The organism is Pedobacter sp. 22226, from assembly GCF_052045455.1.
GTDB lineage: Bacteria > Bacteroidota > Bacteroidia > Sphingobacteriales > Sphingobacteriaceae > Pedobacter > Pedobacter jeongneungensis.
Map to the genome: position 1 here is coordinate 155096 of NZ_JBQEPB010000006.1, position 25170 is coordinate 180265.

Annotated in this window: 23 protein-coding genes; 10 read left to right on the plus strand and 13 right to left on the minus strand. The window is 39.3% G+C overall.

The window, feature by feature from the left end; all coding sequences use genetic code 11:
* Window positions 1-64: 64 nt before the first annotated feature.
* The 9 genes from ACTJKC_RS15375 to ACTJKC_RS15415 form a co-directional block, all read right to left on the minus strand.
* Entirely contained in the window at window positions 65-1063 is a 999-nt protein-coding gene (locus tag ACTJKC_RS15375) for a glycosyltransferase family 2 protein (protein WP_440793227.1), read from the minus strand.
* A 44-nt stretch (window positions 1064-1107) separates the two neighbouring features.
* Window positions 1108-2346, minus strand: a complete 1239-nt coding sequence (locus ACTJKC_RS15380) for a hypothetical protein (protein WP_440793229.1) — start codon at window positions 2344-2346, stop codon at window positions 1108-1110.
* A 4-nt stretch (window positions 2347-2350) separates the two neighbouring features.
* The gene (locus ACTJKC_RS15385) at window positions 2351-2983 is read right to left on the minus strand and encodes a hypothetical protein (RefSeq protein WP_440793231.1); all 633 of its coding nucleotides are present in this window, start codon (window positions 2981-2983) and stop codon (window positions 2351-2353) included.
* A 2-nt stretch (window positions 2984-2985) separates the two neighbouring features.
* The gene (locus ACTJKC_RS15390) at window positions 2986-4086 is read right to left on the minus strand and encodes a hypothetical protein (protein WP_344850109.1); all 1101 of its coding nucleotides are present in this window, start codon (window positions 4084-4086) and stop codon (window positions 2986-2988) included.
* A 128-nt stretch (window positions 4087-4214) separates the two neighbouring features.
* Window positions 4215-4826 (minus strand): hypothetical protein, encoded by a 612-nt coding sequence (locus ACTJKC_RS15395; RefSeq protein ID WP_344850111.1) that lies wholly within the window; start codon window positions 4824-4826, stop codon window positions 4215-4217.
* A gap of 4 nt (window positions 4827-4830) precedes the next feature.
* The gene (locus ACTJKC_RS15400) at window positions 4831-6069 is read right to left on the minus strand and encodes a 6-bladed beta-propeller (protein WP_440793234.1); all 1239 of its coding nucleotides are present in this window, start codon (window positions 6067-6069) and stop codon (window positions 4831-4833) included.
* A 58-nt stretch (window positions 6070-6127) separates the two neighbouring features.
* Entirely contained in the window at window positions 6128-6628 is a 501-nt protein-coding gene (locus tag ACTJKC_RS15405; RefSeq protein ID WP_344850115.1) for a hypothetical protein, read from the minus strand.
* Window positions 6629-6757: 129 nt separating this feature from the next.
* The gene (locus tag ACTJKC_RS15410) at window positions 6758-9529 is read right to left on the minus strand and encodes an outer membrane beta-barrel protein (protein WP_440793236.1); all 2772 of its coding nucleotides are present in this window, start codon (window positions 9527-9529) and stop codon (window positions 6758-6760) included.
* The gene (locus ACTJKC_RS15415) at window positions 9529-10797 is read right to left on the minus strand and encodes a 6-bladed beta-propeller (RefSeq protein ID WP_440793238.1); all 1269 of its coding nucleotides are present in this window, start codon (window positions 10795-10797) and stop codon (window positions 9529-9531) included. Before ACTJKC_RS15415 ends, ACTJKC_RS15410 begins: the two co-directional genes overlap by 1 nt.
* Window positions 10798-11669: 872 nt before the next feature.
* Here ACTJKC_RS15415 and ACTJKC_RS15420 point away from each other — a divergent pair.
* Window positions 11670-12140 (plus strand): FAD-dependent oxidoreductase, encoded by a 471-nt coding sequence (locus ACTJKC_RS15420; protein WP_440793240.1) that lies wholly within the window; start codon window positions 11670-11672, stop codon window positions 12138-12140.
* A gap of 310 nt (window positions 12141-12450) precedes the next feature.
* On the opposite strand, the gene ACTJKC_RS15425 is transcribed toward ACTJKC_RS15420, so the two are convergent.
* Window positions 12451-12678: a hypothetical protein gene (locus ACTJKC_RS15425; protein WP_440793242.1), complete on the minus strand. Its 228-nt coding sequence runs from the start codon at window positions 12676-12678 to the stop codon at window positions 12451-12453.
* A 173-nt stretch (window positions 12679-12851) separates the two neighbouring features.
* Here ACTJKC_RS15425 and ACTJKC_RS15430 point away from each other — a divergent pair, with 173 nt between their 5' ends.
* Complete coding sequence (locus ACTJKC_RS15430; protein WP_440793244.1) at window positions 12852-13370, plus strand: hypothetical protein; 519 nt, start codon at window positions 12852-12854, stop codon at window positions 13368-13370.
* Between the two features lie 1218 nt (window positions 13371-14588).
* Here ACTJKC_RS15430 and ACTJKC_RS15435 read toward each other — a convergent pair.
* Both ACTJKC_RS15435 and ACTJKC_RS15440 read right to left on the minus strand, forming a co-directional pair.
* Complete coding sequence (locus ACTJKC_RS15435) at window positions 14589-14861, minus strand: hypothetical protein (RefSeq protein ID WP_440793246.1); 273 nt, start codon at window positions 14859-14861, stop codon at window positions 14589-14591.
* A 582-nt stretch (window positions 14862-15443) separates the two neighbouring features.
* Entirely contained in the window at window positions 15444-16232 is a 789-nt protein-coding gene (locus ACTJKC_RS15440) for a PhzF family phenazine biosynthesis protein (RefSeq protein ID WP_440793248.1), read from the minus strand.
* Between the two features lie 1616 nt (window positions 16233-17848).
* Here ACTJKC_RS15440 and ACTJKC_RS15445 point away from each other — a divergent pair.
* From ACTJKC_RS15445 to ACTJKC_RS15475, 7 genes are all read left to right on the plus strand, one after another.
* On the plus strand, window positions 17849-18880 hold the full coding sequence (locus ACTJKC_RS15445) for an SDR family oxidoreductase (RefSeq protein WP_440793250.1): 1032 nt from the start codon (window positions 17849-17851) through the stop codon (window positions 18878-18880).
* A complete protein-coding gene (locus ACTJKC_RS15450; protein ID WP_440793252.1) occupies window positions 18877-19521 on the plus strand; it encodes an NAD-dependent epimerase/dehydratase family protein in 645 nt (214 codons plus the stop codon). The genes ACTJKC_RS15445 and ACTJKC_RS15450 overlap by 4 nt, the downstream gene beginning before the upstream one ends.
* Entirely contained in the window at window positions 19518-20315 is a 798-nt protein-coding gene (locus ACTJKC_RS15455) for a helix-turn-helix domain-containing protein (protein ID WP_344850126.1), read from the plus strand. The genes ACTJKC_RS15450 and ACTJKC_RS15455 overlap by 4 nt, the downstream gene beginning before the upstream one ends.
* A gap of 296 nt (window positions 20316-20611) precedes the next feature.
* The gene (locus tag ACTJKC_RS15460) at window positions 20612-21181 is read left to right on the plus strand and encodes a Crp/Fnr family transcriptional regulator (protein ID WP_344850128.1); all 570 of its coding nucleotides are present in this window, start codon (window positions 20612-20614) and stop codon (window positions 21179-21181) included.
* 78 nt (window positions 21182-21259) lie between these two features.
* On the plus strand, window positions 21260-22123 hold the full coding sequence (locus ACTJKC_RS15465; protein WP_344850130.1) for an SDR family oxidoreductase: 864 nt from the start codon (window positions 21260-21262) through the stop codon (window positions 22121-22123).
* Window positions 22124-22298: 175 nt separating this feature from the next.
* Window positions 22299-22460: a DUF3606 domain-containing protein gene (locus ACTJKC_RS15470; RefSeq protein ID WP_440793255.1), complete on the plus strand. Its 162-nt coding sequence runs from the start codon at window positions 22299-22301 to the stop codon at window positions 22458-22460.
* Window positions 22461-22712: 252 nt separating this feature from the next.
* Window positions 22713-24116: a DASH family cryptochrome gene (locus ACTJKC_RS15475; protein WP_440793257.1), complete on the plus strand. Its 1404-nt coding sequence runs from the start codon at window positions 22713-22715 to the stop codon at window positions 24114-24116.
* 58 nt (window positions 24117-24174) lie between these two features.
* Here ACTJKC_RS15475 and ACTJKC_RS15480 read toward each other — a convergent pair whose 3' ends face one another.
* On the minus strand, window positions 24175-24576 hold the full coding sequence (locus ACTJKC_RS15480; RefSeq protein WP_440793259.1) for a DUF5655 domain-containing protein: 402 nt from the start codon (window positions 24574-24576) through the stop codon (window positions 24175-24177).
* 190 nt (window positions 24577-24766) lie between these two features.
* On the opposite strand from ACTJKC_RS15480, the gene ACTJKC_RS15485 reads away from it, so the two are divergent.
* A complete protein-coding gene (locus ACTJKC_RS15485; RefSeq protein ID WP_440793261.1) occupies window positions 24767-25030 on the plus strand; it encodes a DUF3253 domain-containing protein in 264 nt (87 codons plus the stop codon).
* Window positions 25031-25170: the final 140 nt, after the last annotated feature.

Here is a 25170-nt window from a genome sequence, read left to right on the forward strand (position 1 = left end):
AAGAGTCCTTAAAACGGTATGATCTCCTTTCATCTTTTAAAAAAGAATAACTAATAGTTTAACTTTAAGCGGCTCCGGTAGCTATCGGCTGTGTCAGCGGTCTATAGGCTTGTAAACCATTTTCTATTACTTCATCGCATCTCAAATTCGTGTTTTTCACAATATAACTTGGTCTTTGCTTAGATTGAGTAAACAACTTCCCGATATAAATCCCTATGACGCCAAGAATGAATAAATTAATTCCGCCTAGAAAAATAACGGTTGCAATGAGTGATGTCCAACCGGCTACTGTTTCTCCCCGAAGATATTGGGAAAGAATATAGGGTAAAAATAAGAGCGATATTGATGAAAAGAAAATACCAAGATAGATAGCAAATCTCAAAGGCCGTACGCTAAAGCCGGTGAGGCCCGACTCTGCAAGTCTTAACATTTTGGAAAAGGAATACTGGGTTTTACCATGAATCCTGACGGCGTGCTCGTACTCAACCACAGTTTTTTTAAATCCTAACCATGAAACGATTCCCCTTAAGAAAATATCGCTTTCAGGCAGGTTCCTAATAATATCCACTAGCTTTTTATCAAGGAGCCTGAAATCAGGGCAGTTGCTATCAATAGGATTGTCGGAGAGTTTGGAGAGAATTTTATAGAACAGCTTTGAAGTGTTTTCTTTGACAAAATTCCCAGACTGTTTTCCTGCTTTGCGTCTACACACAACTATTTCAAAACCGTTCTGCCACTGCTCGATGAGTTCCTTTATAATGGCGGGGGGGTTCTGAAAATCTGCATCCATGCAGATTACAGCATCGCCGGTGGAATAATCATAGCCTGCTTTCAAAGCGTTTTGTTGTCCAAAATTTCTTGACAGATTGATGAAAAACACGTTTGGATATCTTTTACTGATATCAAAAAGAATATTTTCACTATCGTCGATACTTCCGTCATTTATAAAAATAAGTTCATATTCATGCTCTGTTTGCTCCATAGTAGAAACAAGCGAATTAGCGATCAATGCGATATTGCGCTCCTCCTGGTATGCTGGTATTATAATACTGATAAGTGCCATTTTCAATAGGTTTAGTGTTTATAATTATGGTTAGATATTGAACTTCAGCCTATCCAGCCGCCATTCAAATATCTGTTGAATGTCTCGAGCTGAAAAAAAAGGTTTATGAAACATAGGATAATAAGGGTTAAGTTATATTTTGGAAAATATTTCAGAATAATTACGCCCAGGAGCGATGATAAAATGAAAATTATATGTTGTGGATATCGAAAAATCCCGGATATTGGCAACACGCACGTTATTGCAAAAATCAGAATCCAGCCTATTTTATTGGTTTCCTTTAAATCCCTGATCCACCAAAGCAAAAAATAAATAAAAAATGGGGAACATAATACATGGCGCCCGATACTCCAAATACTTGTACCGCCATTTCTTTGAAAAGTGAAGAAGACATCCAGAAGAGCGAGGCCTGTTATGTAAAAGCTTGAGAAAAAAACTGATTGACTAACAGAGCAATTACCTTCTTTTTTTAAATACCGGTAGAGCCAAGTGCAGCAAAAACAGAAACAAACCGTTCCTACAATTAGTCCTAACGCATCTATTCCCAGCATTTTATCGGGAGCATATGTGGTAAAGGGAACTTGCGGAATTATCCAATGCCGCTTCCAAAATTGCTGTATATGCAGGAAATAAAACCATTTTCCTGTTTGACCTCCCTGCATGATCGCAGAAAAAAGTATTCCCAAGGCAATGGCAACAAAATTCCATACAAACTGTTTTGCTTTTTGAAGGTTGGATTTATTGCTGTTTTTCAAAAGTATTGTACTGATCAGTAGCGCTGGAATGGCAACAATTGATGCCGATCTTGCTAGCGATGCCCCGAGAAAACCTAAAAACTGTAGTTTTGTGTTATCTTTATCAAAGCCAATCAAAGTAATCAGGCTAAAGACAAAAAAGGTGGATTCCGAATAAGGTAACGCACAAAACACGAACATTGGAATGGTCAGGATAAACAAAAACTCCACATTGCCCATTTTATTACGGACTGCCATTGTGATAAATGCAGCGATGAATATTATAAAATTCAGGATCGAGATCGTCAGCGGGGATACCGCTAATGTTTTCCATAGCAAAGGAAACAGCGGAAAGAATGCCATGTTACAAACCCGGTAAGGAACAAATACGTAACCTTGGTCTTTGATTTGCTGGTACCACTTCGCGTCCCATTGGATAAGATTGCTGTCCGTAGGGAATTTTTCGCCAGGCAAAAAGCGGAGCAAAAACAAGTAGAAACAGGTCGCGATAAATAAATAAACGCCCGCAAGTATGATTTTAGTCCTCATCTTTTTAGGGTTTAACTTGTCGATCGATCACTGCGCTAATATATTGTTGAGTCATTTCCGGGGCTTCTGCTCTTGGGACATATAATTTAGAAACCTGCAGTTTAGGGCTCAAAACAAAAAGGTAAGGTAGTTTAAGCCCCTCAATGGTAAGATCATCAAGGGTTTTTATCAGCATATAGGCCTCCTGATCGATCTGGTTATCTTTTAAAAACAGTGTCAGGAATTTAGGTGCGTCAGCATCCAGAATCAATGTGACCGATATATTGCTGATTTTGAGATAAGTCAGCAAGTCCTTTACATATTGCTCCTGGTAATTTTTCCTCGAGATCCGGAGGAAGAGTTTGGGTCCATTTGTGGTTAATGTGGCAAGCTTTATTACATTACCATCTTTTGCGAAAAATTTAGTAGCGGGGTCGATGAATCGATTGTTATTGGTTAGCACCAGGAAGGGATAATTGTCCCAAAAGTCATTTTTATCGAAGGCGGCAAAGTTTACCTGTTTCGGTTTTTTTTTCTGGTCAAATACAATGGCGATGGCAGGACTTGACTTGCCTTTTGACATTAGCGCATAAGCAGAAAAAATTGAAGCACCCACAAGAAGTGTCAGTAGTAGATTTATTTTTGTTTTATCACTCATATCTATATATTTAGTAACGCCCATTTTTCGGAAAGAAAGTGCCCATAAATTATCAGATACAATGAGTAGAGGGCAAACGCGGATTGCGCAAATTTTATGTTCAGGGCAGACTGGTGTTTAAGCCACTGTAGTAGGTAGTAAACACCAGGTATAATCAGGTAAAGAATCGGTAGATACATATACCGGTCTGCAACAGCAGATGTCCTGGTCATTGGTATAACCTGAAGTACCAATCCCAGGTGTGCAAAAAATCCAAGGAAATTAAATATATAGAAAGAAGGAATTTTGCTACGCTTTAGGTAATAGAACCCTAACATGGATAGGAAGATAAAAAAAATGATGTACAGGATTAACTCCATCCAGATATCTGCTCCTTTGAGGAAGGGCATGCCATAATGAAAATGCAAACCAAATGGAAGGACTGTGTTTTTGATATAGAAAAACAAGCAGTGGCCAATAAGTGTCAATCGTTCTAGGATCGAGTAGGATTGTATCACCAGCTGATTGGTATGGGCTGCATTAGCATTTCGGGAAAGGATCGCAAAAATCAAAGTTGCCGAAACGCTCGAAAGGATGTATAGATAGACCGGCCAACGGTCGGTAACATATCCGCATTTTCTGATGTGATAGCCGAGCAGGAAAAGGATTACAAAGACATTCATAAATGCCTGCTCTTTACATAAACAAGCGATCACGAAGAAAACAAAACTATATAAAAGAAACCTTCCTTTTTGCTTTAGCAACGCGTCGAAAACATTGATCGTCGATATCAGTACGAACAGCGTGAAAAGAGGGATTTTCGAGGCTGATATCCATATTACGGATTCTACGTTCAATGGATGTATGGCCCAAATCAGGGATACAATCACCGGCAATTGCTTTTCATCCAAATCGAAAAACAGTAGAATCCTCCTGCATAATTGGAAGACAGCTGCGATATTGCATAAATGTATCAACCATGAAAAAATGTGGAAATAATAAGGATCCAGCCCTTGAATATGGTAGATCAACCGGTAATAGACCGTATTCAGCGGAGAATATTGTCCGCTCTCGAAGGTTTGAAAAACCTTTAGAATATTGGCCGTTGAAAAGAAGTTTTCCATCTCGATAAACCGATTGGACAACAACATCCAGTTATCATCGGGAGATGAAAAATTTAAAACGGAGATAGGGCAGTAAATATAGGCAACTACAACTATTATAATTGATATCAAAAACCTATTGCTATGGATCATATCTTACGGTTGGCGATGATACCCCTGATGTAGATATCGGTTAATTCCGGAAGTTCCTTTTCGGGTAAGAAGATATTGCCGGTTTTTTGCTTCTCCATTTCAAAGTAGTAAGGTGAGCTTTGCATCTCGATGTCTAGGTAAGAAAGTGCTTCACTTGGAAGGTTATAATAGGGGTAATCCAACTTGTTTACCGTCATGAAAATTTTCAGGTTCTTAAAATTAAGGTACGAGCCAAGTATAACTACGTTTTCTTTTCCAATTGAATCGGACAGCTTCTTGAGGAAGGGAAGCTGCGCCAAGATACACTCTCCGCAGTGACGGTCGCTGATCCTAAAGACCACTTTTGGGCTACTACCAGACAAGTCCATAAGCCTAACCATGCTCCCATTGGAAGATTCCAAAAGTTGCCCTTGAACATCGAATGGAATGGACACCGAAAGTCCCGTATTGATAATTTTTTTGAACAATACTTTTTTAGTCGTGGTTAAGACCTCTATTTTGTTTTTTAGTTTGAGCCTTTCCTGCTTTCTGTTTTTAGAGAGCGAAATAATTGCATATGACTGCACTATAACCAAAGCCAGCAGTAATATCAGGAGGATGCGTTTCATTGTTTTAACTCAATTTTAGTTTATAAAATACCAGGACCTGGTTGTCATCTTTTTTTAGGTTTCTTAGCAGGGTATCAAATTTTTCGTCCCTGCTAACAGGCTTTATACCGTATTGCTTTTCCTGTTGCCTGAAGATTTTTTCCTTCTCGCAAATTTCCGAAGGGTTCAGGATGCTGATAAATTCTGTGGCAGTACTTGCGATAGGATAAGAGAAATAATCCATTTTGGCCTTTTCATTAATGCCGAGTCTGGAAATAGGTTGTCCGCCATATATTTTTTTTGTTCGCGAAGAGTAAAATACGCCGGTTGGTATGTTTTTCTCCATAAGAGCAATGAAGTGTAATGCTCCGCTGGAAATAATACTTCCATCGAAATAGAACTTCTCGTCTTTCATGGTATTTAAGTCCGCGAGTGTTGTGAATTCCGACGGCGAAGTATCGTTTTTACCTAAAAAATTCAAATAAAACCTGGAATGAATGGAAAGCGGGTAATTTTTTACCTGGTAGATTGTTCTTGAGAATTTTGGACTGTAGTATATAAATTCCCCCGAGCCTGAAGAAGGTATTTTTGTATTGTAATCATAGTTCGGCAGTATTTTTTTGTCTTTTTCGTTACTCCATGAAGCAGATTTGATCGCCCCATCATTATCGGAAAATGCCAGGTCGAAATCATTGAGTTCTCCACTTACACCACGGTTCTCTATTGGTGTCTGCAATACGTAAATGGAATCTTTCAGGTAAGAAAAACGCACGAAAAAGGGCTTTATAGCAATTTTTTTTATCAGTTTTCCCTGAGTATCAAATGTTGCTATCTTCCCGTCCTTATCGTCAAATATTGAGAGCACTTTATGCCTATAATCGAAAGTTGCATCCCTGATACTTTTAAGCCCCGAATGATCATCACTGCCGACACCAACCTTGTCAATAAACTTTCCGCTGCTGTCGAACAAAAATACCGATTTGGAAATGTAGATATCGCAGATGATTATCCTGTTATCGGATATGAATATGCGGTCAGGATATCCAAAAATACTTTTCGATGTGGTTTCCAATTTGACGAATCGGATATCGGTGAGCGTTTTATTATAGTCGAAGCTAACGTTTTCCAAACTCGCCGGAATATTTATTGTGTCGGTTTTTGCTTTTACCGGAGTAATTACCGCAATACGCCCAGATTGCTTGCAGGAATAACCTATTAGCATCATGAGCAGAACGGTTGATGTTGTTCTGAAAATGTTTTTCATAGTTTCTTTGAATTAAATAGGAAGGGACACTCTTCAAATCCCTGTCCTAAAGATTATCTTAAACGCAACCTACGGTACAAGCCTGAATAGGTACACAAGGTGTACAGCCCAAGCCAAGCTGGCTAAGACATTCGATCCAGTGAGTATTGAAAGCTTTGATCGGCATCGAGCCTGTCGCTGTACCGGTTACCGTTTGGTTGGTCTCTGCATTTCCTTTGATAGCACCATTACTGTATTTGGTATACAGGATAGTATTTCCGTTATAGTAGGTGGTATAGGTTACTGTTGTTGCCTGACATGCATAAGGGTGGTCTACAGATTTTTCAAAAAGGGGACCTCCTGATCCTGGGCTTGTGCCAGTGTTTGTGCCGGTTCCTCCATTAGTGTTCGTACCGGTTCCTCCATTGGTATCCGTACCGGTTCCGGTATCTCCGTTTGTGTCGGTATTCGTGTCGGTATCTGTATCCGTGTCGGTATTGGTATCTGTATCCGTGCCGGTTTCTGTACCCGTGTCGGTATCTGAGTCGGTATCCGTATCTGTTGAAGCAAGGGCATACATTGCCTTAGATCCAGAATGGCCGGATTCCACGAAGGAGGAAAGTGTGATTGCTGTCCCAATTCCAAGAACTAAAAACGCAATAATGGTCATGAGTTTGTTTTTTTGTTTTTTCATTTTTTGATGGATTAATTATAATTGTTGATTAAAGAGTCTTGGGTAGTAAGAAAGCGAGACCATAAAGTACCTTTGAAGCGAATTGATTTCACTGCGGGTCACGCGGTTTTCAAATTGATCGATCAGGACATTTCGATTCTGTTTTAAAATATCGAGTGCACTGAACTTCATCTCCAGCTGTTCACTTTTTAAAAACCGATAAAGAATGCTACTGTTGAGTAAAACGTAGTTTAATTTCCTGTCGTTGCTTAATTTCGAATCCGTGTTCTTTACATTTATGTTGAATGTGCAATGTTTAAATTGATTTAGCGTAAAATTTAAGGTCGTGATATTGGACAAGGAGATATTGGTGTAATATTCAGACTGGAATTGGGTATTCCTGAAAAACGACAGCGCGTGATTGGCCGAAACCAGGAGCAGGTTCTTATACGTATAGGAAAGTCCGGCCTTTAGTATGGTGGAAAAAGTATTGGTTTGGTATAGGGATCCATTAATATAGCGCGGAAGATTTGACCGGTTTAAACCCATATATATTGTGGGCATTACCTGTTTATCTTTGAACATATATGTTTTATCCAGGGTTAACATGATCGAGGCATAATTAGAAGCTCCAGCATTGGCCATCGAATAGGTGGTCCCCGAAATGGTGTTTCGGTAATCGATACTATCTATGATGCTTTTTTCAACAATGCCTGCTTTGAGATCGAGTGAGAAAATGTAGTTTGCCTTTTTACTGTAGGAGCTTTGTATAACCGAAAGAATGAACTCATGGCGGTATTCGGGTCTGAGGTGTATGTTTCCTTTTCTCAGATTGTAGAGGTCCGATGAATCAGGCAAGGCAACCAGTTGTTCCAGGCTTGGGACTTTCATTTGGGGCGCGTAGGCTGCTTTGAGCATCCTGTTGAACCGTCCGACATTGTTATATTGATAAATTGCTTCAACATTGGGCAGAAAGGCGCTAAAAGATCTATTGAAATTAAGCGTATTGATCATTGCTGTGTTTTTTTGATTGACAAACCGGGCTTGAAGATCAACGGAAATGAGCAGATCCTTGGAATAACGACTTTCAAATAACTTTGAAAATCTTTTTTTCATCAAAAGGGAAGGCTTTTCATCAACCATCCAATAATTATCCTTATTGGTAAGAAACCTATTTGAAATCTTGCCTTCACCTGTGACATCGCTGACCCTGTTATCTCTTGAGAATTTATTGAGATCAAACCTGTTTATCAGATCCAATTGTATCCCCTGAAGCTTTATAAATCGACCAATATTTCTGTAACGGTATTCTAAACCATTGTTAACTTTGGAGTGATCTGTTAAATACTCCCTGTTAACGTTGCCTAACTGCCCGCTGTATTCGCTTACCCTTTCGTTACTGGAATGATACTTGTCATAAGAAAGCGTGTATTTAAAAAGGTAACTGCGATTTTTGATCTGCTTTTTCGAATAATCCGCTGACTTATCGAAGTTGATCGATAGCGCAATGTTTTCGTCGGTATCGAAGCCGTTATTCTTGAAATTATTGACTATGCTAAGTTGGGAACTTCCATCATTGATGATGTTTTTCGTCCGCTCTTCGAGCGAACCGATATCTTTTGATATTTTAGCAGATATCCCGAAGTTGCTGTTGGGCCTATTCTGTTCATAAGAGGCCAAGAATCTATATCCTATATCTGTTCCTGACTTTCTTGTTATCGAACTGTCGATTCTGCGCTCATTTGCCAAGGAAGAAATACCAATGTAATTCTGCTCTATAATTTTGTCGATATTATTGCGGAAGAAATTGATATTCAGTTTCCTCTTATTGGAAAAGCTCCGAGATAGATTGAATCCTCCGGATAAAAATTTATTTTGCCCAAGGGCATTGAAGTCTGGTAAGTATTCTGTCGATCGGCTGGGCTTAAAAACAGCGTCTTCCAACAGCGTGGTGATATTGTCAGCCACCTTGTTGACATTATTACCGGCGCCGAGTGCGGTAAGCTCCATTTTTGGCGTGAAGTAATTCAAACTTAGATTCCCATCATATTTGTGACCAGTGCCCAGCCCCGCACTTGCTTTCCCAAAGAGGCCTTTCTTGTTTTTTTCTTTTAAGGTTAGATTGACCGATACCGTCGATACGATCGGATTGTTATCGGTGGGTTTGTCAGGCGTAACCTGTACCTTATCTATTATTTGATTTGGAAGATTTTGTGTTGCGATTTTGAAATTGCCGCCAAAGAATGGTTTACCATCCACCAGTATTTTACTAACATTTTTTCCATTTACAGTGATCTTGCCATCTCCCCAGATAATGACGCCAGGCAGATTTCGAAGAAGATCTTCTACTACGGCATTGGGTTTTAGCTTGAAAGCATCTGCATTGAATTCCACGGTATCACCTTTGATCTTTACGGGAGGTGCGCTGGAAATAGTTACTTCATTAAGCTCGATTGCACCGGGATCGACCAATACAGTTTTTAAATCAAGAACTGGACTTTGGCCCATCTTAAACCGGACCATTTTATCCTTATAGCCAATGTAGCTAATTATGAGCTTAAGGGAATCTGTTACGGGTATACTTCCGATTGAAAAATATCCATAGGGATTCGTCAGGCCATAATTAATAATATCGTTTGTTTTGAGGTTATAAATAGTAGCTGTTGCAGATATTAAAGGAAAATTCCTTTTTGAATCCATAACGCGCCCGTTTAGCCTCCCTAACTTTACACTGTCCGGCTTGGTCTGTGCAACAGCGCCAGCCAACAAATTGATCGAGAGATAAAGCGTTAACAGAAAAGCTCTCATCACAGGTCACTTTCTAGGGTGATTTCCACGATCACGGGATTGGCATGATCATTTTTTGCGGCAAAAAATTTCTTCAGCTTATCATCATAGCGAACAGTCTCTTCTGAATTTGATTTTGACGTAAAAAGTTCAAGTGCCGAATAGGATGTGTATATGTTTTTCCCGAAAACTTTTTGGATTCCGTGATTCGAATATTCGGTCCCAAGTATCGAGGGTTGGGCAATTGTCAGGTATTGACTTACTGAATCGGGCGTTATTTTTTTCATCGCAATTAGCCGCTGGGATTTAAGATTGAATACCAGATCGTCAAAATCGTTGCTTTTCCCGCTCTGCAATTTGAACATTAGATTGTCTCCGACTTTGAAAAAGTTGGTGACGCTATATATCAACTCACTGTGGTCGCGAAGATAATTTATCCGTTTGTATTCCAGTGACTTGTTGATCAGGAAGTCCTTGGGTAAGGAATTTTCCTGGGGAAATAAAAATTGATAGGCAAGCGAAATTGAATCAGAACCAATCCTAAATATATTATAGGAGTAAGTGTTGGTACTAAAAAAATGATCGCCTGATTGATAATAAAATTGGTCAGGCGTAAGGATATCGCGGGAATCGAGTTTTTTTAAATGACTCCATAATGAAAGTTTTCCTGATACTTGATTCTTATTTAGCCAGAACTGATCATATTTTTTGAGCTCATCATTGTAATCATATCCGGTAGAGTTGACGATAGCCTTTCCATTGTCAAAAAATGCGAATTCTCCCTTGATTAAATCTGTTTTAATGGTTTGTATCAGGTTTGCTTCAAAATCATACACTAGTGTATGATTTTGATTGCGTGTCCGTATCAGGATTTGTTTTTTTGTTTGGTCCACACAGATCTGCTTGAACTGCTCACCATAGCCAAGTTGACCTGCTAATCCTTTGGTTTGAATTTTACGATAAAAATTTCCCATCCTGTCGAATAAAAGGACCGAATTGGTTGCCTGATCTAGGATAATAAAAAAGGAATCGGTAACCTCGAGCTGAGTAATGGAGCCAAATTCTGATTCTTTAGACGTTTGAAGGGGTATGTAGTTCACTTTGTCGATAAACAAAGCTGCATTTCCGCCCATCGCAGTTTCCGGTGCGATTCTCAACAATGTAACATTAGTTGTATCAATTGTTACCTGTTGGGAAAAACTTTTTCCAATTTCTAAGAGAAAAAAGAAAACTAGGAGTAGCCTATTTGTCATCAGCGGAACAAAAAAAATGTTGCTGATTTTTGTCAATTAATAGTAATGTGGGTTTTAAGAGCGTTATCATAATGTTTTTAATTGGTTAGATGGTTGTAGTAGATATAGCTTTCTACATGTAACTTACCTTTTACGCTTGATAAAATTTAAGCCACATTTCAAAACTAATATTTCTGGGGTAAATATCAACTAAGTTTGCCGTAAGTAAAAGGATTTACCTGACTTATTATACCTATTATACCTACTTATTTTTTCAGACAACTGCAATTGCAAGTAATTAAAGGGGATAATTCATGAACTTAAATTATTAAGTAAAAGATTAGTTACGTTTAATCTTGGTCATTAATTTTTAATGTTCATAATCTAAAAACTTAACTTATCTGGGGATTTCGGCAATAGTAGACAGCGGATTCCGTTCCAAACTGTGCACCCGGGGATTTACCCAATCTTGAGAAGGGCAAGCTAAGAAAAGGCCCAAATATATTCATTCCTGCTAAACCAGGGAAATCCAGACTAAAAGTGTTTTTGTCCTCCAATCTCTAAAAATACAGCCGAGCGGAACATCAGGCCCACGTTTTGGAGTATAACAGCCACTCTAGCGCCATATTCAGCGACAAAAAACAAATTCGGAAAATCTGATTTGTAAGACTGGAAAAAAATCAATTTTAAGGCCCACTGAGCTCCTTTAAAAACACTTTATAACAGCAAACGATCATTGCCGCCAGCATTAATAACAGCTTAAAATCGCTTAAAATGAGCCGAATGGCCACTTTTAAGCGAAATCAGTGGCCATTTTAAACCGAAAAAAGTGGCCACTTTGCAGAAAAACAAGTGGCCACTTTTGGAATAATCCCCACTATAGCTGTGCAGCCACGTGGTGATGGGGGCCTAACTTTTACGCGTCATCAATGTATCCGGAAAACTGGATCACACAAAGCGGTATCGATTTCAAAAAACCTGTAGAAGTACGAAGCTATTTATTAAAGCATTTTGAAAATTGGAATTCTGTATTTTATACGCTTTTTGAAGCCAGTGAACATTTCACATGGCGCCCGCTGAACTATTTTCCTTTGGAGCAAAGGTGGAGAACCAAAAGTAATATCACCCTTATTGGTGATGCAGCGCATTTAATGCCTCCCAATGGTGAAGGTGTTAATCTCGCGATGCTGGACGCCCTGGATCTATGCGAATGTCTCTGCGATAAAAGTTATCCCAATCAAAAAGATGCAATTTCAGCCTTTGAAGAAATCATGTTTCAAAGAGCTGCACCGCTTTCCAGGGAAACTGTTGATGGCATAAAAGATTTTGCATCACCAACCAAAGAGTCTGTTCAGGAATGGATTAATATGTTCAATCAAAATATTTTACCTGAGAAATAACAGTTTATTTATAACCGGTCATTTCAACTTTTTGGTTTTTACCACGCTGTCGGAAGCCTATCGTAACCAAAGAAGGAGGGAGTTTTATGCCTCCTTCTTTATAGTTCATAAATGGTTAAGCCAATAGACAGACCAATAGAGAGAAGGCACTTTTAGCTATTAAAAGCAGTACAAAAAAACTGAAATAAAGGCCCTGATGGTTCAGTTTCAAAATGCCATAAAAAAATATCGTCAGGCCTTTTCATACAGATCCTGAAGTACATCGAAGGATGCCTTATAATAAAACTGTGCCCTCTCCACGAAGGTCGTTTTAGATATATGCGCCATAATCTTCAAGCACCTCGTCCAGATTGTCAGGTCGGGTAGCGATCAGTCTCGATTCTTCAATTCTGATGGTACACTGTACGGTTCGCCATAACAAGTCGGTCTGTCTATTTTTTTTCCCGTTCTTACCTCGATCCTTTAAGGTATTCAAAATGGTAATGGTTCTTTCCTCGACAAGTCCGCTTTCTAAAGCATTCTTTAAATGTTTAAGCATACTAATCCGGGCCTAAAGGTTCACTTCCAGTGTCTTTGCCTTACATCGCATCCGGTATGTTTGTAGTTGAAGTTGTGTTAAAATGTAATTTTATATTTACATTGACATAGTAGTATTTTTGGTAGTTGTCGTAATAATAGGTATATTGGCACTACACATACCTATAATATTAAATGAAAAAGATTTTTAAAAACTGTTTGCTGATGTCAGCACTGTTGATGGCATCCCAGCACCTTTTTGCCCAGGACAATCCATCCAGGCAACCCTCCGAGATCGGAAGACCTGTAACCGGAGAGGGTTATTTCGCATTTTATGAAGGCCATAATGCTCAAGGAACCTGTGATCTGCTCTATGGGGCATTTGCAAATGTCAACCTCAATCTGACCAGTACCCATCCGGGTTCGAATGACAGGATCAGCTCTGTCGCGCTTGTAGGCCCTATCTCGGATCAGAAGCTATGGATCGCGGATAACTCCAGCGGTAATGTCAACGATGACTATGCTACCATTACTGTTACCGGGACGCTTCCTGCCGGGACACGTGTGGTGATCCCGAGTTTTCAGATCGGAGCCGCCCCGGGGGTATTTTATAACCAGAATGGCTGTACGGTTACTCTGGTTTACTATCCGGACTTTCCCAGCCCGAATCTTGATGGCAAGGTATCCCGGATCGGTAGGACGCAGTACAATTGATAGGGGCACTGATGTGTGTCTTGAATATAGATGAACCGCCACTCCTGCCCTGGAATTAAATCCTGCCGTTGAGAAGATTATTCTGTCCGGAAGTTGTCAAAGCTTTTGCGGAACTGCTTTCGAGTATATATCCCTGACTGAACATGGTCCGCAAAACGAATTTCCGGGCATCAACTTAGCAGATTGCAATTGAAAAAACCTATCTGCGAAGAACCCTTCTGAATGAGGAAATTTCAAATGGTGTTTTTAGGTTTTGTCACCTGATGAGTTCAACTGAAGGTCAATCCTTTTGATCAGCTCGTTGATATCAAAATGTTTTGATATGAAATCATCTGTGCAGGCACCGATGGCTATTTCCTTACCGTCACGGCTTGCCGATATAATGATTACCGGCGTTTTTGAAAAGAGTTTATTCTTACGGATATTGGAGACAATCTGTTATCCGGATAGGATCGGCATCCAGAGATCCAGTAGGCGAGGTATGGGTTATGTCCTCAGGCGTTCAGAAGTCTTTTGGAATCTTTTTCAGTGTGTACCGTTAAATCTGTAACCTCTAAGATCATTTCAAGCGGATCCAGAATAGCTAATCTGACGCACTGCTTCATTTAACAAGACTTACAGATGTATGTTAAGGATTAGTATATTGCCATAAGTCCAAATCAGCTGGCCCATCACCTCTTGCTGTTATCATGTTGCCATGCTTGTCGATCAGTATATATGTTGGAACGTAAATAATCTAATATTTTTCTAAACCCGTCCTTTTCGCCGGATGATGCATATCCCATAACTCCTTTTAGACTATATTTTTTAATTTGGTTCTTCCGTTTATCGGGATTTTCATCGAAGCAACCCGATAGAAATACGAAGTTCCTTTTTGGTTCACGCCCGTACACATTCGCCGAAATGCCACGCAGGACCTCATTGGCTTGCGCAAGATTATTTTGTTAATGAATTTTTTGAAGGAATTTTCTTTCAGCCTAACGGGGATTGAGTGACCACTGTTGCTGACATACACAGTTAAACTGCTGAAGCCAATTTTTCATAATCCCTCCAACAGCATTTACCAGTTTTACTTTAGTTTGATCCTTATTATGGGAGTACTGCTTCCTCTGGCTATCTTATGAGATGCGGGTTAAACAAGCGCCATTTTCTTTGAGAATTAAAGATTCACGGCATTTTGTTTAGGTGGCGGGACTAAGTCCCGCCAGCGTTTAAAACTTAATACCCGTGATGGTAAATCCAAAGCTTCATCTGTACATTGGCCCAATAGAGGGAATCTTCCTGTCCCCAACCATGTGAAATACCATATTGATAACCTGCCGACCATGCGGCTAATGCATTAGTGGGTTCGGGTTGAGTCATGGCCCTGTCCGTTGTACTCTGGCTCGTTGACGTATTTTGAGCTTTAGGGGTACTCTGAGCTTTAGAAGATGATGGCAAAAATGCTATCGCCGAAAAACCAAAAATTGCTGATAAGATGATTTTTTTCATAATTGTAAATTAAGTGTATGTTAAATATTGAGTATTTGCAATGGTAAAACCGAACTGTTCGATATCAGCTATTGCTAATTCCTGTAAGCAAGCTGAAATCCCCTATCCCAATTATAAATATTTTATTTCACAACAACGAGAATTAAATATTTGTTTTATTTTTCCTTAAATAATTTATTAGTTAAGGTTCATTGCACAAGCCTCCGATGTACATAGAAACTTCGGGACCTAAACAATGTCTGTCTGAGCATGCTACTGCGATTAGGATAATCTATATATTCAGTCAGCCGGAGAATGGTTGTATATCGGGTAATCTAGTTGGAGCTTGGTTATGTTATTATAACCTGATCAATTAAAGTGAAGATCTGAGTGGGATATCGATAATGGGGGTGGAGGTTATTGGGGGGCACTTACGGAGCCAGGAGCTGGATGAGGTGATTTAATAAGATCCATCATGCAAGGGATAGGATGATGGATCTAACCGCGATGAATAGCTAGGGCTTTTTGTTCGCTAGGGGCAGATCAACGCTAAATTATAAAGCCTTATGATCGATGCTTAAAATCAGGTGAGTTCAGTTGATCCTATGCTGTCCATAATGTGCCAATAGAATATGTTCTGGCCTTACCGCTGATTATAACCCTTTCGCCACGATCCGAACAGTATAGCGTTCCACTGCGTTCAGAAACCTGAGTCGCAAGCAGATCATTTTTATGAATTTGTTCGCTCCAGTAAGGAATGAGTGAACAATGTGCTGAGCCGGTAACCGGATCTTCAAGGATGGTTGATTGCGGTGTAAAGTACCGGGAGACGAAATCAACCTCATTGCCTTTAGCCGTAACCACCACACCACCTGGGTCGAGGTTGATCTGATCAAATATCTGTCTGTCGATCACGATATCCCTTATTTGCTGCTCGTTTTCATATACCAATATATAATCCCTTGATTTCAAAACTTTTTTTGGCTGGATGTTTAGTGCTTTAACAATTACTGCGGGAAGTTGGGCAGGTACAGGTTTTCTAGAAGGGAAATCCAGCGAATATAAATCATCTTTTATCGCCACAGTGAGTTTTCCGCTTGCTGTCGCAAAAACAATTTCTTCTTTGCCATAATTTAAAATGGTATGGAGTGCGTGGGCAGCACCCAGGGTGGCATGACCGCATAAATCCATCTCAATTTCAGGCGTAAACCAGCGCAGGTGTATGTGCGTGCCCATATCTACAAAGAAAGCAGTTTCTGCAACGGCATTTTCTTTTGTTATTTTGAAGAGTATTTCGTCCGGAAGCCATTCCTTAAGCGGAACAACGCAGGCTGGATTGCCACGGAATATTTCATCGGTAAATGAGTCAATCTGAAAAAGGTCTAATTTCATTGAATTTTATTGGTTGGTAGTTGTTTGTATATTGATATTTGATTTTTGCGAAGATATCATCAATTATGATTTTTTTGGATAGATGGTTTTTTACATTATAGGTATGCCTGCAAATGTTAATATCAGAATTGGAAACAAAGAAAACAAATATTGTTAAATTCTACTATCTCCATTGGCCATAGGAATTATGAGGATAAAGAACATGAAGAATGCTTGTGATGAGAAAATCTATACGGGGAAAAACCTGAAAGTGACCCCTCTGTTTCGGGCCAAACTGGCTATCAATTTGATTACCAGATGATGCACATCTAAGTTCCTTTCCCTCTGAACAAATATACACTTTGGATCCAGATCCATCTTACTGCCGGATTTATCCTCAATTCAGACCTTTCTAGCGATCAAAATCCATCTGCAGGTACTGGAATGCGTAAAAAAAGCGCCATACTATCTTCAAAACAGCGAAGCGACCGTGGTCCATCCCGAATAATAGATATGCTCCCAGGAGCGATTATTTTATGCAGAAATTGAAAAATTATTCCCGAAAGCCAGTTGCGAAAAAAGCTGATCAAAAGATCAGAACGGCCAGTTTGCCTCGAAACAGGTGATCACTTTAAAGCGAAACGGAGTGACAGTTTAAATGCGGAACGGCTGGCCATTTTTGCTGAAATATCCACTATACGCTCAGAATACAAATACAAAAAGTGATTCGCATCATGTTTGGTACCAACCAAAAGCAAATCAATGATTATTCTTGAGGCATCTAAAAAAACATTCAATGCACCATTTTGGATAATTTTCTAATCCAGGAACCTTCTCCTGCAGTGACTTAGAGCGAAGTATTTTTTACTAATAAAACCCGCCAGAAATTCTCTTAGCAAGTTTAACTCTGTGAGATTGAACAAACCAGAATGAATTGACCCCGCAACAATAAAAATAAATTTTTTGTTGATTATTCTTATTCAATCAATCATGGATTCACCTTAAGGGGGTAAATTAGATTGGTTCATCCATTTAATTATCAGAAATATTAATAATCCATTTCTTGAGTAGCACTTTTCTAGATTTTCGTTTTGCTCTAATTTTTTTCTTTTTGTCTACAACTTTTGGAATCAATTTTTCACTTTCTTTCCGTAATTTCATGAGCCTACCAAGCTTATCATACTCTGTCATCCTAGTGTCTAGTTCTGCGATTCTCTTTAAATCAGCAATAAATTTATTGCTAATTCGAACCGTTGCCGACCCCGAGAGCCCTTTAAGATTATCTTAAAGGGCCTTTTTGTTTTTAGGGGATTTTGAAATCGTTGAATAGGGCAGGTAAAACGTGTTTTTTGGTTCGAATCCCATATGGATACCCTGACGGTGTAAAAATAATTCTTTACTACTTTGAATTGGTTATTTTATTATTAATCAATAAATTGTAATCTACTTTTTTGGTTCCATTTCGAAGCTATATAAATGGAATTCTATATTTCACAATTATTCCAATATTAGGGTCACTATGTAAGCTTTACATTTTGAGGTATCAAGTTCTGACCTTTATAACAAATAAATTTGGACCTTATAACAAGCTTTTTGCTTTTTTTATAGTTGAACTTTGTTTTATCAAAACTTCAAAAATGGAAAATAGAGAAACAGTTTTAGTCACTGGCGGCTCAGGCTTTATCGCTTCATATTGTATAATAACTTTGCTTCAAAATGGTTACAAAGTTAAAGCCACCCTTCGTTCGCTTAAAAAGACAGCGCTGGTTAAACAAATGCTGAGAGAAGCGGGCATCACCAACTTTGAGGATTTATCTTTTGCAGAAGCCGAATTGAGCAATGAAAAAAGTTGGGAAAATGCCGCACAAGGTTGTCAGTATGTCATCCACACAGCTTCGCCAACTCCAAACACAGATGCAAAAACAGATGATGACTTTGTAAAACCCGCAGTTAATGGCGTTTTGTTTGTGCTTAAAGCAGCAAAAAAAGCAGGTGTAAAACGTGTAGTCCTTACTTCTGCATTTGGTGCAGTAGGTATGGGAACCGTTAAAAAAACACCTTACACAGAAGAAGACTGGACAGAACTGAACGATACCGTGGCGCCTTATCAACGTTCCAAAACCATTTCGGAAAAAGCGGCCTGGGATTTTATTGAAAATGAAGGAGCTGGGATGGAATTATCTGTGGTCAATCCAACGGGTGTTTTGGGTCCGGTTTTGTCCAACGATTTTTCGCATTCTATTCAGACCATCAGGCAAATGTTGAATGGCGAAATGCGTTCCTGCCCCAAATTGATTTTTGGATATGTTGATGTGCGGGACGTGGCAGATTTACATTTTAAAGCAATGACAATGCCTCAAGCCAACGGCCAGCGCTTTCTTGCCGTTGCAGGAAAATCAGTTTCTTTTTTGGATATAGCACATATTCTCAGGAGAAATTTAGGCCAAAAAGCGGCTAAAGTACCGACAAAAGAAATACCAAATTGGCTTATCAGATTGCTCGCTACTTTCAATCCAAAATTGAAAATGTTAACGCCTCTTTTAGGTTCAATAAAACATGCAAGTAACGAAAAAGCAAAAAATCTTTTGGGTTGGCAGCCAAGAGGCAATGAAGAAGCTATATTAGCGACTGCAAATAGTTTAATTGATTTGAAAATTGTAAACCTATGAAAGTAATCATAACAGGTGCTACAGGAATGGTAGGAGAAGGCGTTCTATTTGAGTGCTTAGATAATCCTTTAGTAACCGAAGTGCTGGTTATCGGCAGGAAACATTACAATAAAAATCATCCAAAGCTGAAAGAGTTGGTTATAAAGGATTTTTCAGAAATCAACAATCACTCGGATTTACTGGAAACTTACGATGGATGTTTCTTTTGTGCTGGTGCCAGTTCTGTTGGCGAGAACGAGGAAAGCTTTACCAAAAAGACCTATGATTTTGTAGTTCCATTTGCTACAACAATATCACACATTAATTCTGCAATGACTTTTATTTATGTATCGGGCAACCGCACCGATAGTACAGAAAAAGGAAAAGTAATGTGGGCAAGGGTAAAAGGACGCACCGAAAATGCATTAATGAAATTGCCTTTTAAAGGTCAATACAATTTCCGCCCGGCAATAATGACAGGAAGTAAAGGCCAGAAAAATATAAAGCTGATTTATAAGATTCTGGGGCCACTGATGTCGCCATTTTTTCCTGCAAAAACATTAAAACTTTCTGAAGTAGGAAAAGCAATGATTAATGCAGTGTTAAAGGGTTATCAAACCCAAATTTTGGAAGCAGACGATATTTTTAAATTGTCGAAATGAAAATAACTGAAATAAAATCCTGTACTGTTGGTCCTGTGCTTTCTGCAGAACAATTCATCGCAGAGCATTTCTTTGTGTTTCTGGCAAAAGGAAAAATGAATGGTTATGATGGAAACAAACATTATGTTTTGAAGGCCGGTGAAAGTTGTTTGGTTCGTAAAAACCGATTGGCACGATACAACAAAGTGCGATATAATAATGAGTTTGAGAAAGTAATTATCTTTTTGGATGAAGCCTTTTTAAAAGCATTTCAAAAAAAACATTCAATTGTATTCAAAAAATTTATTTCAAAGGATGCGTTTGTAAAGTTTAAAAAAGATAATTTAATCAATAGTTTTTTATTGTCATTAGAACCGTACTATAACAATTCGGGAAATATAAGCCAAACTTTCTCAGATATTAAACGAGAGGAATTGTTGCTCATATTATTGCAATTACATCCAGAGTTGTCAGATATTCTTTTTGATTTTGGCATTCCCGGACGGTTGGATTTGGAAAAATTTATGCAACAAAATTATAAGTTCAATGTGAGCATTGAAAGGTTCGCATTTCTTACAGGACGCAGTTTATCTGCATTTAAAAGAGATTTTAAAACCATATTTCAGGAAACGCCAAATCGTTGGTTGTTAAAAAGACGTTTGCAGGAAGCCCGTTTTCTCATCGAAGAAAAAAAACAAAAACCGACCGATATTTACCTTGATTTAGGTTTTGAGGATATTACGCATTTTTATTTTGTGTTTAAAAAAGAATTTGGAACAACTCCGAGTGAAATTAGTGGAGCAAAAATATATTAAGTTATTCTTTCAACATTTTCGAAAAACCGCCTGTTTCTACCAATTCGTTTACAAAATGGTTCGAATTACGCACCGCCATTGACCCCATAACGAGGAAAAAACATTTTCAAATGGTTTTGTCCTTTTTTACCCCTAACTCTCTGTTTAGTAAGCTTTTTTGCGAAAAATTGGGTCTGAATGTCGGGACTCCGGCTAAAATCTGACAAAATACGCTGTTCACGACAATAATGTGTGTAAGAAAACATTTTTTACCATATGGTAAAAAAGTTTCGATTTATAAAGGTGAAATTTGTAAAATGGAAGAATTTGTCAATTACATACTGCAATTCGGCAACTTGAATACCCAACAGATTGAACTTATTCTGAGCAAGGCAGAAACGGTAGAGTTGCGCAAAGAGGAATATTTTTCGGAGGCTGGTAAAATCCCACGATATGTAGGTTTTCTTCTTAAAGGAGTAACCAGATTCTGTTATTATAACAATAAAAGTGAAGAGATTACGCATTCCTTTGTTGAGGAAAATAATTTTGTTTCCGACCAGCAGAAGTTTGAAATTCAAATGGTTGCCTCAGAATATATACAGGCCATAACAGATTGCCGTTTACTGGTCTTTTCAAAAAAGAGCTGGGATGAAATTGGCAATACTATTGTTGGCTGGAAAGAGATAGAGCACCTCATTGTCAAAAACTGTCTCCTGAAAGCGATAGAAAGAAGAAGTCCTCTGGTATCTGAAGATGCAACAACCCGTTATCTTTCATTTCTCGATCATTTCCCCGGACTTGTTAACCGTGTCCCGCTTTCGTATGTGGCATCTTACCTCGGTATTACCCAGCAGTCACTCAGCAGAATAAGGAAAAACATCCGCTGATGATGCTTTTTACCAAATGGTAAATGTTATATGGTTCACTTGCCCAACCTTTGCATAAATCATTTAAACAATAGAAAGATGAGTAAAAAAATCGTATTAATAACAGGAACAAATAGTGGTTTTGGTTGGCTTACCGCGCACAGTGTTGCCGCATCAGGTCATAAGGTTTACGCAACGATGAGAGATACTGCGGGTAAAAATGCGGATAAAGCTCAGGCACTATCGGCGGTTGAGAATGTAACTGTTCTCGATGTTACCCTTACCGATGAAAAAAGCGTTGAGCAGGCTGTAAAAACCATTATTTCGAAAGAGGGTTCCATTGATGTGCTGGTTAATAATGCAGGATTTTCCATGCATGGCGTGGCCGAAAGCTTTACAACTGAAGATGTGCAGGCAATGTTTGATGTTAACGTTTTTGCCCCCTGGAGATTCATTAAGCAGGTTTTACCGGCCATGCGTAAACAGCAGGAGGGACTGATCATCAATGTAACCAGCGGATTTGGAAGGGTCTCATTTCCTTTCGCTACTGTTTATGCCGCATCAAAATTCGGTTTGGAAGGGCTCAGTGAAGGTTTACATTACGAAGTTAAACGTTTGGGAATAGACGTGGCGATTCTGGAGCCTGGTGCATTTCCGACTGAAATGTCGCAAAAAACAGTTTATGCTTCAGATCAGTCTGTGTTCGAAGGTTATGGCGCTATCGCAGAGATTCCAAATAAGATGATGGCAGCATTGGGTGAACTGATCCAGAGCCATCAAACCAATCCACAGGATGTTGCTGATGCGATCGTAAAATTAATAGCCACTGAAAAAGGTAAAAGGCCGCTGAGAACGGTTGTTGATCCGATCACTGGTGAATACATTAATACTGCCAACCAGGCTGTTGCAGAACAGTTTGGAAAAGGCTTAACCACCTTCGGAATGGGGGAGCTTTTAGCATAATAAGCGCCGCATATAAATTATGATATATCGGTTGCTGAGACCAAATAATTGCCGGTAAATGTTAGTGATAGCACGGATAAGATAAATAGGCGGATTTGATAAATTAAAAAGCAGTCATAAATTTCTAAACTAATTCCTGAAAACCAATGTTATATCTATACACCTAAAAATAAACATGATGGCAAGAGGAACAAAAGTGGAAAGAAACTCGGTAAGTAACCAGGACCACGAAATTAAATACGAGGCGAAAAAACTCGATGTAAAAGCTGATAAAATTAAAGGTGCCAAATCAAGCGAAGGAAACCAGCGCAAAGCGATCGAGAAAAAAGTAAAATAATTATTTAAGCCCCTAATTGGGGCTTTTTTTGGCTCAAATAAAAGCAGCCCGTAAATCAATGGTGCTCAGGGCCAGATCGAAACCCTGCATAAATGGCTTAAACTGGCAAGAGCTATCGTTTTTAACTTAATGCAATGAAATCTTTTCAGTGCGAACATTTAACATCGTTTTACTGTTTATTTTAAGTGTCAGTCTAAACAGTGGCATTAGTCGGCACATGCTTCATATCATTATCGGCAGTAAAGCAAATAAATGAAAACACCAAATAAAAAACGAGGACTCATCTGGTTTAAAAATGATTTGCGGTTGCATGATAATGAGGCACTGGTAACTGCACAGAAAGAATGCGACGAAGTACTCTGCTGCTTTTGCCTTGAAAAATCGAACTTCGAAAATCACAGCTTAGGTTTTCGTAAAGCAGACATCAACCGGTTTAAGTTTCTGGAGCAATCCATCAGCAATCTCAAAGCCAACCTGAAATTGATAGGTGGTCAGCTGAGTATCGGAGCCGAATCCGCGCTGATTACCATACCCGAACTTATTCAAAAACACCAGATTACCGATATCTACGCAGCAGAAGAATATGCCAGCTATGAGCTTGAACTCATCAGAAAGTTAAAGCAGGCCCTGCCCGAAACCAGCTTCCATTTTTTCTGGGAAAAAACACTTTACCACAAAGACGATATTCCTTTCTCCATCCCTAAAATCCCCCTTACAAGCAAAGCTTATCGCATTCCAGCAGGGAAGGAATCGGAGCCCAGAAAAACCTTCGACATCCCCAAAAAACTAAACCCTGTTAAAAAGGTTATTGCCAGCAGGTTCCCTTCTTACAAAGATTATGGTTTTAGCGTGGGGGAATACAAAAATGCCAGACCTTTTGTTAAGGGAGGCGAAGATGCCGCACTGGAACGGCTGGAATACTATACTTTTAAATCGGAGGAACTCACCCGTTACCGCTGGAGCAGAAACCAGTCAGACGGGATGGACTACAGTTCAAAATTTTCTCCTTACCTCGCCCTGGGCTGCATTTCTGCAAGAGAGATTTATGAAAAAGTGCAGCTTTACGAAAAGGAAATCAAAAAGAACCAGAGCACTTGGTGGCTGATTTTTGAACTGGTTTGGCGGGATTATTTCACTTTTAAATCCATGCGCTTCGGTGAGGCGATCTTTAAAAGCAAAGGCTACAAGAATAAAAATTACCAATGGGAAAACGATCCCGGTAAATTCAAAAAATGGTGTGAAGGCAAAACGGGGATCCCTTTTATTGATGCGCATATGCGGCAATTAAACCAGACCGGTTACATGAGCAACAGGGGCAGGGTAAACTGTGCGAGTTATTTTGTACATGACCTGAAAATCGACTGGACCTGGGGAGCAGCCTATTTTGAATCCAGGCTTATCGATTACGACGTGAGTTCTAACTGGATGAACTGGCACATGCAGGCCTTTGAAATCTGGTACACCAATCCCGTGCACCAATCCAATAAATATAAAGCCCAGAAATTTATCCGGCACTGGATTCCGGAACTTAAAAAAGCAAATGACATGGAAGTGCTCATTCCCTGGGAATTTAAGTTAAAAAGTTATCCTAAACCTATAGCAATATACCAAAAATGGGAGAGGGCAATCAACCTGATCAAGAAAATCAGGATTTAAAAAATACCTGATCCCTAATTTTATAGGGACAAAACTATGGTTAGGGAAAATATTTTTCTTATTGTAGCTCATAAGACTCCTGGATATACACAAACAATCCCGGACGCACCTCATCCGCGGAGGAGATCCTGATGTGGTTCTCAAATTTTTTGCCCGAAGCGATACTTTTAACCACAGGTTTTTCGGTGTGTGCCATGGCTGAATAAAATTTGATGTCCAGCTCTTTCTTCATCGGTCTGATAATCAGGAAACCCACCCTTTTGGTAAATACGATACAGTTTGGAGTTACCCCGATCAGCACATTCGGCCAGTCTGCCACCTCCGCTAAAATTTTATCGAAAGCCAGCACCAACTCGGCGGAGCGCCCGACAAACAGACTGTCCAGATCTACGCGCTGGCAATAGTGGCGGTAGTCTTTCCAGGGCAGTTCACGGTCACATTTAGGGCAAGTCCAGCTCATAATCATTTTTTTATATTCACAGCGAAAATGATGCCGGGGCTTAAATGGCTGAATTTCAGAGGTCATTGCTACCTAGTTCAGGTTTGCTAACGGAGGTGTGCCTGTTCAAACAAATCAGGATGGCCTGTAGCGGAGATATAATAATTTTTCCCGCGCCAAATCAATCCTGCCCGAGTTTTGTTGTATGCTAATGGATCAACAGCCAGATATCAAAGCCACCATACTCCAAATGGCCATGCTCCGCGGACCCGAAAAAAGCACCTGCCCTTCCGAAATTGCCAGGCTGTTATTCCCAGGGCACTGGCGGGCGCACATGTCAGCTGTATGGGAAGAAGCCATCGCCTTACAAAAGCAGGGACTGGTCCTCATCACCCAGAAAGGCGAACCTGTAGACATCAAAAAAATCAAAGGCCCTATCCGAATTAAAATCAGCGATAAAAAGGACGAAAAATAATCTGGCGTTATCTTCCGGTCATTTGTACGCTTTGCTGAGAGTTTAGGAATGTAAGTATATCAGGATGCATAAAATAATTATTAATCAGCTACAAATGCCTTATTAATTATTTATTTATCATTTATTAATAGCTCGGTTCT

Bases quoted from the DNA above. Each gene is read 5' to 3' on its own strand.
- ACTJKC_RS15375 (WP_440793227.1), bottom strand. From the start codon at position 1,063: ATGGCACTTATCAGTATTATAATACCAGCATACCAGGAGGAGCGCAAT.
- ACTJKC_RS15380 (WP_440793229.1), bottom strand. From the start codon at position 2,346: ATGAGGACTAAAATCATACTTGCGGGCGTTTATTTATTTATCGCGACC.
- ACTJKC_RS15385 (WP_440793231.1), bottom strand. From the start codon at position 2,983: ATGAGTGATAAAACAAAAATAAATCTACTACTGACACTTCTTGTGGGT.
- ACTJKC_RS15390 (WP_344850109.1), bottom strand. From the start codon at position 4,086: ATGGAAAACTTCTTTTCAACGGCCAATATTCTAAAGGTTTTTCAAACC.
- ACTJKC_RS15395 (WP_344850111.1), bottom strand. From the start codon at position 4,826: ATGAAACGCATCCTCCTGATATTACTGCTGGCTTTGGTTATAGTGCAG.
- ACTJKC_RS15400 (WP_440793234.1), bottom strand. From the start codon at position 6,069: ATGAAAAACATTTTCAGAACAACATCAACCGTTCTGCTCATGATGCTA.
- ACTJKC_RS15405 (WP_344850115.1), bottom strand. From the start codon at position 6,628: ATGTATGCCCTTGCTTCAACAGATACGGATACCGACTCAGATACCGAC.
- ACTJKC_RS15410 (WP_440793236.1), bottom strand. From the start codon at position 9,529: ATGAGAGCTTTTCTGTTAACGCTTTATCTCTCGATCAATTTGTTGGCT.
- ACTJKC_RS15420 (WP_440793240.1), top strand. From the start codon at position 11,670: ATGTATCCGGAAAACTGGATCACACAAAGCGGTATCGATTTCAAAAAA.
- ACTJKC_RS15425 (WP_440793242.1), bottom strand. From the start codon at position 12,678: ATGCTTAAACATTTAAAGAATGCTTTAGAAAGCGGACTTGTCGAGGAA.
- ACTJKC_RS15430 (WP_440793244.1), top strand. From the start codon at position 12,852: ATGAAAAAGATTTTTAAAAACTGTTTGCTGATGTCAGCACTGTTGATG.
- ACTJKC_RS15435 (WP_440793246.1), bottom strand. From the start codon at position 14,861: ATGAAAAAAATCATCTTATCAGCAATTTTTGGTTTTTCGGCGATAGCA.
- ACTJKC_RS15440 (WP_440793248.1), bottom strand. From the start codon at position 16,232: ATGAAATTAGACCTTTTTCAGATTGACTCATTTACCGATGAAATATTC.
- ACTJKC_RS15445 (WP_440793250.1), top strand. From the start codon at position 17,849: ATGGAAAATAGAGAAACAGTTTTAGTCACTGGCGGCTCAGGCTTTATC.
- ACTJKC_RS15450 (WP_440793252.1), top strand. From the start codon at position 18,877: ATGAAAGTAATCATAACAGGTGCTACAGGAATGGTAGGAGAAGGCGTT.
- ACTJKC_RS15455 (WP_344850126.1), top strand. From the start codon at position 19,518: ATGAAAATAACTGAAATAAAATCCTGTACTGTTGGTCCTGTGCTTTCT.
- ACTJKC_RS15460 (WP_344850128.1), top strand. From the start codon at position 20,612: ATGGAAGAATTTGTCAATTACATACTGCAATTCGGCAACTTGAATACC.
- ACTJKC_RS15465 (WP_344850130.1), top strand. From the start codon at position 21,260: ATGAGTAAAAAAATCGTATTAATAACAGGAACAAATAGTGGTTTTGGT.
- ACTJKC_RS15470 (WP_440793255.1), top strand. From the start codon at position 22,299: ATGATGGCAAGAGGAACAAAAGTGGAAAGAAACTCGGTAAGTAACCAG.
- ACTJKC_RS15475 (WP_440793257.1), top strand. From the start codon at position 22,713: ATGAAAACACCAAATAAAAAACGAGGACTCATCTGGTTTAAAAATGAT.
- ACTJKC_RS15480 (WP_440793259.1), bottom strand. From the start codon at position 24,576: ATGAGCTGGACTTGCCCTAAATGTGACCGTGAACTGCCCTGGAAAGAC.
- ACTJKC_RS15485 (WP_440793261.1), top strand. From the start codon at position 24,767: ATGGATCAACAGCCAGATATCAAAGCCACCATACTCCAAATGGCCATG.